The sequence below is a fragment of the Mesorhizobium sp. CO1-1-7 genome (genome assembly GCF_020164885.1).
GTDB classification, from domain to species: Bacteria; Pseudomonadota; Alphaproteobacteria; order Rhizobiales; family Rhizobiaceae; genus Mesorhizobium; species Mesorhizobium australicum.
On the sequence record NZ_JAIUHA010000001.1, the window covers coordinates 195,862 to 207,967 of the forward strand.

11 protein-coding genes are annotated in these 12,106 nt (G+C 64.6%); 4 read left to right on the plus strand and 7 right to left on the minus strand.

Annotated features, from left to right (window positions below; all coding sequences use genetic code 11):
• Positions 1–28 precede the first annotated feature (28 nt).
• Both folD and LB516_RS00880 read right to left on the minus strand, forming a co-directional pair.
• Positions 29–928 carry a bifunctional methylenetetrahydrofolate dehydrogenase/methenyltetrahydrofolate cyclohydrolase FolD gene (gene folD / locus LB516_RS00875; RefSeq protein WP_224718739.1) on the minus strand — a complete coding sequence of 300 codons (900 nt, stop codon included), beginning with the start codon at positions 926–928 and terminating at the stop codon, positions 29–31.
• Positions 929–1,107: 179 nt separating this feature from the next.
• The gene (locus tag LB516_RS00880) at positions 1,108–3,696 is read right to left on the minus strand and encodes a GumC family protein (protein WP_224718740.1); all 2,589 of its coding nucleotides are present in this window, start codon (positions 3,694–3,696) and stop codon (positions 1,108–1,110) included.
• Positions 3,697–3,896: 200 nt separating this feature from the next.
• Here LB516_RS00880 and LB516_RS00885 point away from each other — a divergent pair, with 200 nt between their 5' ends.
• Positions 3,897–5,192 (plus strand): lipopolysaccharide biosynthesis protein, encoded by a 1,296-nt coding sequence (locus tag LB516_RS00885; protein WP_224718741.1) that lies wholly within the window; start codon positions 3,897–3,899, stop codon positions 5,190–5,192.
• 5 nt (positions 5,193–5,197) lie between these two features.
• On the opposite strand, the gene LB516_RS00890 is transcribed toward LB516_RS00885, so the two are convergent.
• The 3 genes from LB516_RS00890 to LB516_RS00900 are packed head-to-tail and all read right to left on the minus strand — an operon-like array spanning position 5,198 to position 8,096.
• Positions 5,198–6,124, minus strand: coding sequence for a DUF6492 family protein (locus LB516_RS00890; protein ID WP_224718742.1), 927 nt, complete (start codon positions 6,122–6,124; stop codon positions 5,198–5,200).
• Positions 6,121–6,927 (minus strand): WecB/TagA/CpsF family glycosyltransferase, encoded by an 807-nt coding sequence (locus LB516_RS00895; protein ID WP_224643016.1) that lies wholly within the window; start codon positions 6,925–6,927, stop codon positions 6,121–6,123. Before LB516_RS00895 ends, LB516_RS00890 begins: the two co-directional genes overlap by 4 nt.
• On the minus strand, positions 6,924–8,096 hold the full coding sequence (locus LB516_RS00900) for a glycosyltransferase family 4 protein (RefSeq protein ID WP_224718743.1): 1,173 nt from the start codon (positions 8,094–8,096) through the stop codon (positions 6,924–6,926). Before LB516_RS00900 ends, LB516_RS00895 begins: the two co-directional genes overlap by 4 nt.
• A 171-nt stretch (positions 8,097–8,267) precedes the next feature.
• On the opposite strand from LB516_RS00900, the gene LB516_RS00905 reads away from it, so the two are divergent.
• From LB516_RS00905 to proC, 3 genes are read left to right on the plus strand one after another with little or no spacing between them, the layout of a single operon-like run.
• Positions 8,268–9,266, plus strand: a complete 999-nt coding sequence (locus tag LB516_RS00905; RefSeq protein WP_224718744.1) for a glycosyltransferase family 2 protein — start codon at positions 8,268–8,270, stop codon at positions 9,264–9,266.
• A complete protein-coding gene (locus tag LB516_RS00910) occupies positions 9,235–10,563 on the plus strand; it encodes an O-antigen ligase family protein (RefSeq protein WP_140660781.1) in 1,329 nt (442 codons plus the stop codon). The genes LB516_RS00905 and LB516_RS00910 overlap by 32 nt, the downstream gene beginning before the upstream one ends.
• Positions 10,564–10,623: 60 nt before the next feature.
• A complete protein-coding gene (proC, locus tag LB516_RS00915) occupies positions 10,624–11,439 on the plus strand; it encodes a pyrroline-5-carboxylate reductase (protein WP_015316287.1) in 816 nt (271 codons plus the stop codon).
• Positions 11,440–11,449: 10 nt separating this feature from the next.
• Here proC and LB516_RS00920 read toward each other — a convergent pair whose 3' ends face one another.
• Together LB516_RS00920 and LB516_RS00925 are read right to left on the minus strand one after the other, a co-directional pair.
• Positions 11,450–11,842, minus strand: coding sequence for a type II toxin-antitoxin system VapC family toxin (locus tag LB516_RS00920; RefSeq protein WP_015316286.1), 393 nt, complete (start codon positions 11,840–11,842; stop codon positions 11,450–11,452).
• Positions 11,842–12,084 (minus strand): type II toxin-antitoxin system VapB family antitoxin, encoded by a 243-nt coding sequence (locus LB516_RS00925; protein ID WP_015316285.1) that lies wholly within the window; start codon positions 12,082–12,084, stop codon positions 11,842–11,844. The genes LB516_RS00920 and LB516_RS00925 overlap by 1 nt, the downstream gene beginning before the upstream one ends.
• Positions 12,085–12,106: the final 22 nt, after the last annotated feature.

The following is a 12,106-nucleotide window of genomic DNA, read 5'->3' on the forward strand; positions in this document are numbered from 1 at the left end:
AGCTGCGGCTTTCAGGGTCAACCCGGGCTCAGAAGGAAGGCCGCTTCAATCCGGCCGCAAGGTAGGCCGAAGCTAACGTATTGGCCATCAACATGGCAATGGTCATCGGCCCGACACCGCCGGGCACCGGAGTGATCGCGCCGGCCGCCCTGGCCGCTTCGGCATAGGCGACATCGCCGACGAGACGCGACTTGCCCTCGCCTTTCTCGGGCGCCGGAATGCGGTTGATGCCGACATCGATGACGGTGGCGCCAGGCCTGACCCAGTCACCCCTGATCATTTCCGGCCTGCCGACAGCGGCGACCAGGATGTCGGCCGTGCGGGCAAGCGCCGGCAGGTCCTTGGTGCGGCTATGCGCGATGGTGACGGTGCAGTTGGCGGCAAGCAGCAGATTGGCCATCGGCTTGCCGACGATGTTGGAGCGGCCGACGACAACGGCGTTGAGGCCGGACAGATCCTTGCCGCGCACGCGCTCGATCAAAAGCATCGAGCCGGCGGGCGTGCAGGGAACGAAGGCCGTGTCGAGTTCACCGGTGCCGAGCTTGCCGACATTGATGAAATGGAAGCCGTCGACGTCCTTGTGCGGCGCGATCGCCTGGATGATCTTGCCGGCATCGACATGGGCGGGCAGCGGAAGCTGGACCAGGATGCCGTTGATTTCAGGATCGGCGTTGAGTTCGGCGATGAGCTTGAGCAGCGCCTCTTGGGACGTTTCCGCCGGCAGCGTGTGCTGAAGCGAATGAAAGCCGCATTCCTTGGCGGTACGGGATTTGGAGGCGACATAGACCTGGCTCGCCGGATCCTCGCCGACGATGACGACGGCCAGGCCTGGCTTGGCCTGGCCCTTGGCGACCAGCTCGGCGGTCAGCGCCTTGACCGTCCGCACCACGTCTTCGGCAACGCTTTTTCCGTCAATCACTTCGGCCATGCCACCCTCAACATCGTTCCGCCCAACGCCGCTTCGAGAACATAATGCCGCGGCGCAGGCAATCTGCAGCGCGGCATTGTCACGAAAATACAAGCTCGCAATCCCGTCAAAGCGCCTTCCCATGCCGTTTACGCGAAACCGGCACGGTTTTGTTCGGCCTCCGCAGCCTATCTGATGGTTCAGAAGTAGCGGCGGCGGGTGCGGTTTTCCGTGAGTTCGCGGACCGCTTCGCGGAATTCGCGCAGGCTGGCGCGAATCTCTTCGACCGATGCTTGTTCGCCACCCTTCTCGACCGGGGTCGGCCCCGCGGGCGGGGTGGCCGGTGGCTCCGCCGGAGCGGGCGGCGGCGGATACGGCATCTGCGCCGCATAAGGTCCCGCCGAGCTTTGCGTGGAGGGATGGCCCGCTTGCGACCAGGGCTGCGCCTGGGGGTAGCCCAACGGCTGTGCATAGGGAGAGGACGGAAACGGGGGAGCCGGGTACGTTGCCTGTTGCGGCATCAGGGGCGAGCGCGAGGGCAAGGTCATCCGCTGCCCATACCCCGCATCGGGGCCCGGCTGGAAGGGTGACTGCGAATAATCCAGGCCGGCCGCCTGCCGAGGCCCGAAACCGGACTCCGGATGACCAGGAAATAGCGGAGCGTTGACAGGCCGTCCGTTGTCGGCGAAGGCGGGTAGGCCGAACCCGCTGGAGATGTCCACGTCGGCTTCGGCCGACGGCTTGCGGGACATGGTCTTGCGCAGTCTCGACATGAGTGCACCGATCCTCCCGGAGCTTTCGGCGGGGGTGGCCTCGGTCCGCGGGGCCGGTGGCGGTGGTGCGGGCGGCGGCCGCACAGGCGCTGCCGGCATCGGCGGCTCTGGCGGAGGCTCCGCCCGGAATGCCTGCTCCTCGCGAGGCGCTCTCTGGTCAGCCAACTTGCGTTCGTCCACCTTGCGCTCGCGGCGTGAGCGCGCGCTTGCCGTCTCGCGCAGGCTGTCATAGGTGCCACGCAGGGCACCGAGGCCAACGCCGGCGGCAAGGCCAAGCAGCAGGCCGGCCAGCGCCACCAAGGCTCGTGAGGGTCCATTTGGCTCGAGTGGGGCCTGGGCGGGAGTGATCACATTGATGTTGGTCGTGTTGATGCCCGTCTGTTCACCAGTCTCCTTGGCGCGCAGGAGATATTGTTCGTAGACGGAACGCTTGGCTGTGGCCTCGCGCTCCAGTTCCCGCAGGGCAACCAGGTCGCTGTTGACGTCGCCGCTTTGGACCTTTGCCTGGGCCAGCCGGGAAGCGAGATCCTGTTCGAGCTGAACCGCGCGCTTCAAGTCGACCTGCAGCGAAGAGGCGATGCGGCGCAGTTCGGCCGCGATGCGCTCGCGCGCGCCGGCGATCTGGGCGTCGAGGGCCTGGAGTTCTGGATGCCGCGGTCCCAGCCGGACCGCGGCACGATCGGCCTCCTGCTTCAGCGTTGCATATTGCGAGCGCAGATCGCTCATGGTGTTGGAGTTGATCTCTTCAGGCAACGTGCCGGTCAGAACGGAATTGACGTCCAGCGAACGCGCCGACGCCGCCCGGGCATTGAGTTCCAGCGTGCGGGCGCGGGCGACCGAGAGCTGCTCGTTGAGCTTGAGCATTTGATCGTCGCTGATCAGATGGCCTTGCGCGTCGACCAGGCCATGCGTGGTCCTGAAATCCTCGACCTTGCGCTCGGCCGCCTCGACCCCCTTGCGCAGATCGTCGAGCTTGGACGTCAATTCGTTCGTCGCGCGTCCGGCCATGTCGGACTGGTATTTGGCGGCTTCCTGCTGGAAGACGGTCCTCGTCGTATTGGCAATGAGCGCCGACTTGTCGCCGTTCTGGGTTACGGCGCTGACGGAAATGACAAAAGTCTTGCCGCTGCGTTCGACCGACAGGCTCTTGGCCAGATTGCCGACAGCCAGAGCCTGGCGGCGAACCTCATCGACGCCGCCAGGCCCATCGTTGCGCGACACGATCGAGCGGATGAGCGACATGACGCCGAGGCCGCCGGAGCCCTGGCCATTGAATTCCGGATCGTTGACGAGGTTGAGATTCTTGACGACCTGATCGAGAACGGTGCCCGAGGTGAGCATCTTGATCCGGGTTTCGACGACGGCCAGCGCGGCATCGGGCTGGCCTACCGGTTGGGTGAGATCGCGGTCGGAGAGCTTCAGGTCGCCCGGCTCGATGATCAGTTCGGTCGTGGCTTCGTATTTCTTCGGCATCGACAAGGCGATGGCAACGCCAAGTCCAGCGCCCAGTATCGTGGTCGCAACGATCAGCAGCTTCGACCTGGCAACGCCGCGAACGACCAGCATCGGATCGATCAGCGGCTTCCATTGCTGACTGTCGGCCCCGCCATTGGAGGACGGGTCGGCTCCGCCCGTAGCGCGGGACCCGATTGCATCGTGGGCGCCACCCGTGCCCGAAGGTTCCTCGGGGGCGGGCCTTGCTTGCGGCATGTCGGGTGGCAAATCGCCGGTGCCGGTTTCCCCCCGCGAACGCCAGGCGCCCTCGGATACAAACGGCTGCTCCTCGTCCAGGCGAGACCGTTCGGCGTTATCGGCTGCCGACCGAGGCGGGCTCGCCTTCGTCTCGCGACGGGAACGAGCCAGGCGATGGCGCGTGGCGGCATCCTCGCGCCATGAGGGGTCCGCGCGGTCTCCTATCGACACCAGCGAAGCATCGTCCTCGCCACGCACGGCTTCGCCAAGCGCCAGCAAGGAGCGCTCGCGCTTCCAGTCTTCACGGTTTTCCCTGTCGACCATGTCGTGGAGCTTTACTCTTGGCCGCTTGGCAGCGGCGGTCGGCCATTCGTTAAGTCACGCTAAACAGGCATAGGAAACAAAAGGTTAATTTTCGAAAGAGGACGGCAAGAATTCACGCCATGGTTGCAACAATTTTCAACACAGCTGAAAGCTTCAGAACGGCGCGTTAAACTTTCCAGCCTATGCATTTTCCTCGACGTATGACTGAGGCCAGCGACATACCGCAAAGGCGGACCTTCGCGCGGATCGGCACCTTGATAGCCGAACGGCGGGGGCTGGTGCGCGACTATTTTTCGGCGATCAGCGGCGCCGGCGGGCGATTGGTGTTTTCACTCGCCTATTTCATCGCGCTCGCCAATACGCTGTCGATCGCGGAGTTCGGCATGTTCGCCACCGCCTCGGCGGCCGGCGTCATGCTGTCGAGGCTTCTCGCCTTCGGTTTCATTTCGGCACTCTACCGCACCGCCACCATCCGCCCCAATCTGATCGGCACGTTCACGGCGGGTTTCCTGCTGCTCGGCGCCGTCTCGCTGCCGCTTTTGGCCGTGGCCTCGTTCGGCGTCTACCTGATCTTCTTTGCCGGCACCGTGCCGCTGTCGGTATTCACGGCCATCGTTTTTGCCGAGGCGCTGCTGTGGCGGCCGGTAGAAGTGGCGCTGATCGTCAACAACGGGCTGGGCAAATTCGGCCGTGCAGCCGTGCTGGCGATCCTGGCCACCGCACTGCGGGCGCTTGGCGCGGTGTTGTTCATGGTCTCGCCACAGCATGGCATTTGGATATGGTCGTGGTTCTACATAGGGGCCAACGCCGCCTCGCTGCTTTTGGCTTTTGGCTGGTTCTATCCACGCCAGCGGCTGCGGCTGCGCATCGAACTCTATCTGCGGCGGCTCGCCGATTCCATCTATGTGGCCGGCGCCGAGGTGTTGTTCTACCTGCAATCGGAATTCGACAAGCTGCTGGTGCTGGCGATCGGCGGCCCGCATTTGGCCGGCATCTATGCCATCATCATGCGGCTCGTCGACCTGACGGCGATCCCCATCCGTACCTTCTCCATGATGCTCGTGCAGCGCATGATGCGCGCGCCGGAGCTGCTGTCGCGCCTTGCGATAAAGAGCGGCATCGAGGGCGGCGTGTTCCTCGTTTCAACGCTGGCGCTGGCAGCGCTTGGTATCGTGCTGCATTTCTTTCCCAACGCGCTCGGCAGGAATGTTTCCGAGGCCTCACCCCTGGTGGCGCTGGCGATCTGTGTGCCTGGACTGCGCAATCTGGTCGAATACCAGGCCGAGCTTCTTTTCGCGCGCGGCCAGACGCTGGTGCGAGCGCTCAATCTCGGCCTGCTCGCCGCCCTCAAGGCGCTGCTGCTGATCTATGTGCTGACCACCATTTCCGAAACATCTGATCTGGTGCTGTCGCTCAACATCGTCTTCCTGCTGCTCTACCTCGCGTCCATGCTGCTGACCTATTCGGCGCTGCGCAGACCGGCCAAGGCAATCTAGGACAATCAGCGATCAAGCCCGATCAGGCGTCGGACCCGGCCTATATCGGTGCCGATAAAGGACTGCATGCCGATTGCCACCTGCTCTGGCGCCATGCTGGCAACGAAGCGGCGGAACTCGTCGTCCGACAGCGCCTCGCCCGTCCAGTGGACGCGGCAGAATTCTTCCGAACCGTGGAAGTGGCCGGCTCCGTCCAGCAGATCGTCGACATAGCGTCCGTAGATCATGCATTCGGAGAATTTGCGCGCCGAGCCGATGACCTCGACCCAGTCGCGGCCATGGACCTTTTCGATCCGGCCGCACATGGCAAGCACCGTGTCGCGGCGCCAGGCGATCAGCGTCGAGATATAATCATGGACCGATGTCCGGGACGAATCGATGCCAAGTGCCGTTCCGGCATTGCGCGACCACAAGCGATGCTCGTCATGGCCGTCATCGGCGAGCACGCCATCCCGGCGAAACAAACGCGCCTTGCCATCGCGCCAGAAGGCACCGCAATCGAACGCCTTCAGGAAAGCGACGTCGGAATCGCAGAAGATCAGCACGTCTTCCCCTGCGTGCGCCGATATGGCGATGCGGCGCAGCTGCTGCACGTGCCAGCCACGCAGCGGCTGGGTCTTCAGGCTGAGCCAGACGCGGCGGCGAAACAGGCTGAGCGGATCGTCGAAGGCGCGCAGCCAGTGCGGCAGGAGATCCCGCTCATCGACGATCGAACGGCGGCTGGTCTCCAACTGGCGGAAAAGCGGAAGGTCGCGATGTTCCACCAGAATGTAGTGGTGCGCGGCGCCCGAGACATGCCGGTCAAGCGTTTCGCACAGCAGTCGGCAGCGTTCGAAATCCGGGGCGTAGCTTGCCGTCACAACCGCTGCCGTCGGCGTGTTCGGCAACAGGCGTGGGCCGGCCAGCGGGTCTGGGACGAACCGCTTGTTCAACGAAACTCTCCGGGAGCATCTGCGACGGCTTCGGCGCCGCGCGCCCATTTCTGCTTGACGACCCGCCACAGGAACAGGGGGTTGCCGACCACGTAGCGGCGCCAGAGCCGGCCGGGCTCGACCGCCAGACGGAACAGCCATTCCAACCGCAGGCGGCGCATCCACAGCGGTGCGCGCGGCACCGAGCCGCTCAGGAAATCGAGCAGCGCGCCGACCGCGATCGGCAGCGTGCAATGGCGTTCGTCGATGTGACGTTCAATCCACAATTCCTGGCGCGGCACGCCCATCGCGACCAGCAGCATATCAGGCCGTAGCTTTGCGATCCGGTCGATGATCTCCGGCTCCTGCGCGGGGGAGAAATAACCGTCGTGAATGACCACGAAGTTGTGCTGTACGGCAAGCGCCGCCAGCTTCACGGACGCCGCCTCGGCGTTGACACGGGTCGCTCCGAGCAGCCCCACCGTCAGCGGCCTCTTGCAAGCCTGCAGGAAGGCCGGCACGAAATCGGTGCCGTTGAGATTGTCGGGAAACGGCGCGCCGTAGAGAAGCTTCGCGGCGAGATCGACGCCAATGCCGTCCGGCAGGATGAGGAAATCGTCGAGCGCCTCGGCGAACACCGGGTCGGTGTGGGCGATATTGGCATTGTGGGCGTTGAGGAAACTGACCTTGGTGAAGCGCCGCTCGGCGATCAATCGGTTCAGCAAGGCAATCGCATCGTCCCAGCGGATCGCCAGCACCGGGATGCCGAGGATTGCCTTCAGGCTGTCAAAGCCGAACGCGGCGCGGGCGGCGTGCATGTTCATGCAAACACCTCCTCCCGCACGGCGCCGATTTTTTCGAGACCGACACCAACCGCGGCGTCGAGCGCCTTGACCTGCCGGCCATGGAAGGTGCTGCCATCGACATCGTTGATGTCGGCCGCGGCTGCCTCCAGGGCCTTGGCGAAGCCGGCCGGATCGTCGGTGACGACGCAATTGTCGGGGCGATGGTCGATGCCGCGCAGCGACCGGCTGGTGGCCACCGAGGGCAGGCCAAGCTCGAAGGTCTCGATGGTCTTCAGCTGCACGCCGCTGCCTGCGGTGCTGATCAGCGGGATGACGGCCGCGCCGCGCACGAAAGCCCTGGCATCCGCGACACGGCCGACAAACTCGACGCCCGGATGCGCGGAGGTGACGCCGGAAGGCATGTGACCCGCTATGCGGATGCGGAAACCAGGCCGCAGATGCGGCACCACCTTGCCCAGGAACCAGTCGAGGCCGATGCGGTTCGGCTGCCAGGTCCAGGTGCCGATCAGGGCCGCGTCACAGTCGATCGCGCGCCGGCCGTTCCGGACTGGCGCCGTGGCGCAGGTCACCAGCGGCAGCACCGCCGAACGATCATCCGAGGCGACGCCAAGTGCCCCGCGATCCTCCTCGGCCAACGTGAAGACAAAACGCGCGCGGCGGCAGAGGCGCTCTTCGACCAGTTTGAGCAGCCTTGCCTCGCGCCGAAACAGCAGGCGCTGGAAAATGCCGGCGGAGGCAACGGCGTTCTCCCGCGCCGAGAGATGCTCGACATTGTGGGCGACGAAAATCGAGGGCCGGTCTTCGAAGACCCGTTCGAAAGCGCCGGCGAACTGCACGGAATTCAGCACATAGCCATCGAACGGACCGGCTCGTTCGAGGGCGGCCTGAACATCGTGGCTGGACACCGCACGCAACTTGACCGACGCGAAGGTCAGGCCTGAAAACATCGCCTTGCCGACCCAGACAAGCTTTTGCAGCGGCGAAGCACTTTCGGTGCGCACGTCGACCGCCCCCAGCACCACGGTATTTTCGGGATCGGCCGCGGCTTTTCCGGGCCAGGTGAAGCCGATGACCGTGACGCGCGCGCCGGCGCGCCGCAGGGCGGCGATAATCGCGGCGTTGGCTATCTCGTAGCCCGAGGCGAGAGCACCGTCGGGCACGATCGATGTGGCGAACAGCAGATGCATCTTACCTATCCTGTGGTGTAGCCGGTAGCAAAGCGCGGTGAACCCTTGATTAAACGAGCACGATCAACGCCCCAAAACCCATGTCTGGCGGGCCTCTCCGTGCAAGGTGATTAACGAAACCTTATCATCGTGGTGGTACCAGAACGCGACTCACGACGCGGCTGGACACGGATGATCCCTTTGCCATTGGACGGTTCGGTATCGATCGCGGGACGGTCTCGCCTGCTCGACGTGGAGGCCGTCGAAGCGATCGTCACCTTGCCGACGTTCAAGCGGCAGCAGCAAGTGCTGGAGACACTGGCGTCGCTTCGCGCGCAGCAAACCGACAGGCGCTTTGCCGTCATCCTCATCGAAAACGAGGCCGAGGCGCGGGAGGGCGCCAAGGCGGTGCTGCCGCTGTTCGAGCGCGGCGAGATACCGGGCATGGTCATCATCGCGCATGAGCGCGGCAATTGCAGCGCCTACAATGCCGGCTGGCAGACGGCGATCCTGCAGTTCCCGAACTTCAAGCATCTTCTGGTCATCGACGATGACGAGACCGCCGATCCGCAATGGCTGGAGCGGATGTGCCACGCCGCCGAAACGCTCGCCGCCGACATCGTCGGCGGCCCGCAGGTGCCCGTTTTTGCCGATCCTGCCCATGCCAAATGGGCCGAGCATCCCGTCTTCGCACCCCCCTACCGGGAGACGGGACGGGTGCCCGCGCTCTATTCGTCCGGCAATCTTCTGGTCGGGCGCAACGTGCTGACCGCGATGGGGCCGCCCTTCCTCGATCTCAGATTCAATTTCATGGGCGGCGGCGATTCCGACTTTCTCAGCCGGTCGGCGCAACGCGGCTTCGTGCTGGGCTGGTGCGCCGAAGCCAAGGTGCGGGAGACCGTTCCGGCCCGGCGCGTCGAGACCGACTGGATCCGCGCCCGCAGCCTACGCAACGGTGTCATCTCGACACTGGTGGAAAAGAAGAGGCGCGCCGGCATGCCGTTCGCCGGCGCCAAGGTATTCGCCAGGAGCCTGGCGCTGCTTGCCGCCTCGCCGCTTCGCGGCATCATGCGGCTGGCGCGCACGGGATCCCCGGCGGCCGCCATCTACCCCGTCCATGTGGCGCTGGGCCGCGTGCTGGCCGAATTCGGATATGCCAATGAGCAATACCGCCAGCCTGAGAAGAACTGAGCGCGCGCCGCTCAGCGCCGCGTTCACGCGCGGTGGCGTGGCGACCGCGATCGCCGCGCTGCTGTTCACCGTCATCATGGTGTCCTTCCGCCCGTTCCAGCCGGCCGGCGCCGAACTCACCGGCGAAGGGGGCGACATCGTCAATCAGCTCGGCTTCGGCTCGCTCGGCGGGATTTCGATCTTCGCGCTGATGGCCTTCGCCGATCCGCGCGTCGTGCGCTCGCTGCTCAGCCCGTCCTGGATACTGATGCTGGGCTTCTTCTTCCTGTCGGTGGTGCTGGCGACCGATCCGCCCTCGGCAATGCGCGCGGCGTCCTTCACCATGATCGGCATCCTGACGATGGCGACGATTCTGGCGCTACCCCGCGACGCCGAGTCCTTCTCCAGGGTCATCATCTTCACCGCGGTTGTGGTCATGGGCCTGTCCTATCTCGGCCTGATCGTCTTTCCGCACGAGGCGATGCACACGGCTGACTCGCAGGAGCCCGAACATGCCGGCCTGTGGCGCGGGGTGTTCACCCACAAGAACATCGCCGGCCCGATCATGGCCTGCTTCAGCTTCGCCGGGCTTTATCTCTACCGACGCGGCCAGCGCTGGTGGGGCGCGGGTATCTTCTGCGCGGCGATGATCTTCATGCTGCACACCGGCTCCAAGACCACCGCCGGGCTGGTGCCGTTCTCGATCCTGATCGTGATGTTTCCGAGTCTGATGGGCATGCGGCTCGGTACGCCGATCCTGTTCATGCTGGCGATCATCGCCACGGCGGTCGGCACGCTGGGCATCGTCTTCCTGCCGCCGGTGAAGCATCTGGCGGCCATCTACTTCCCCGACCTCACCTATACCGGCCGGACGACACTGTGGGAGTTCGCCGGCTCGATGCTGGCGAAGAAGCCGTGGACCGGCTACGGTTATGAGAGCTTCTGGGGCACGCCGCTGCTGCTCAACCAGGACCAACCCTTCGATCGCCCGTGGGACATCAGGACCATCGTGCACGGCCATGACGGCTATCTCGACATCGCGGTGCTGATGGGCATCCCTGCCCTTTGCGTGGCGGTCTACACCTTCCTCATCGCACCATTGCGCGACTATATGCGCATTCCGCCGCGCAAGGAGAACATCTATCTCGGCGATTTCTTCATGATGGTGGTGCTGTTCACCGCACTCAACGCCTTTCTCGAGAGCTTCTTCTTCCATCGCGGTGATCCGGTCTGGCTGTTCTTCGTGCTCGGCGTGCTGGGCCTCAGGCAAGTGTCGTTGCGGCCGATCGCGGTGCGCACGCCTGTTCAGCGGTCCTGAGAGGGCTTCCCCACCGACCCGCGAGCGTCTATGTCATGGCCTTTCCTCGGAGGGCTCTCGATGACGATCAGGCTTGTTCTCGCCGGTTGCGGCAATATGGGTTACGCCATGCTCTCGGGCTGGCTGAAGTCCGGCAAGCTTGCACCCTCGGCGGTTTTAGTGGTCGAGCCCAATGCCGAGCTGCGCGATCGCGCAGTGGCGCTTGGCTGCGGCTCGGCAGCGGATGCCGGGGCCATTCCGGCGGATGCCGTGCCCGATCTGGTCGTCATCGCGGTGAAACCTCAGGTGATCCGCGACGTCACCGCCGCGTACAAGCGCTTCGGCGATGGACGCACCACTTTCGTCAGCATTGCCGCCGGCACGCCGTCCGCCACCTTCGAGGACATCCTCGGCAACCGCGCCCCCGTTGTGCGGTGCATGCCCAACACGCCGGCGGCCATCGGCAAGGGCATGATGGTGGTGTTTTCCAATCCCTTGGTTTCCGCCGACGCCAAGCGCTTCGTCGCCGACCTTCTGTCGGCCAGCGGCGAAGTGGCCACTATCGACGATGAGGGCCTTATGGATGCGGTGACCGCCGTGTCCGGATCGGGTCCGGCCTATATCTTCCATTTCATCGAAGCGCTGACGGTGGCCGCAGAGAAGGCCGGCCTGCCGGCGGCGACCGCCAGGCTGCTCGCCATGCAGACCGTCTACGGCGCGGCCTCGCTCGCCGCCGAAAGCCGCGAGGACCCGGCTATGCTGCGCAAGCAGGTGACCAGCCCCAACGGCACAACGGCGGCGGCGCTTGGCGTGCTGATGGGCGATGACCGGTTGACCAATCTCCTTACGCAAGCGGTGGAAGCGGCGCGGCTGCGGTCGATCGAACTAGGGAAATAGAGCAGACTCCCTAGGCCAGATCGGTATGCGAGAAGTCGTTGCCTTTGTAGAGCAGAGCAGAGCCGCGGCCCTTTGCGCAAGCATAGGACAGGCAATCGGCCAGGTTGAGTTGGGCGGGATGCCCGCGTCCTTTTCCATAGTCTGAAAAAGCTTGGACCGCGAGCTTGGCGTCGCCGGCGTCGATGGGAACGATTTCGATTTCGGCCTCGCGCAGAAAAGCCTCTATCGCCACTTCAGCGACGAGCGGCTCGACGGCCAGCATAGTTGAAAGCCGCATAGCCGCTTCGAGCACCACCAGCGCGGAAGTAATCCTGCGAGGTGCTACCGCGATGCGGTTGCTCCACTCGCCAGCATCTCCTTCTCCCGAAAGAATTGCGACGACCACCGAGGTGTCGACAAACATCAGGAGTGGCCCCACATCTCATCGATCTCATCCTTGTGTACGGGCCGGCCGCCCTGGCCAGCTCTGGCTTTGAGTTCATCGGCGATGGCAGCCAGCCGCTGCGCCAACGGAGCGCGTCCACTTTCCCGTTTCAGTTCGGACTCAAGAGCTTCGATCACCGCCTCGGTCATCGAAATCTTGCGTTTGGCGGCGAGCCGCTGTGCCAGTTCACGTGCACGCGGGTCCCTGATCTGGAGGTTCATTGGTCGATCCTCGGCGTCATCT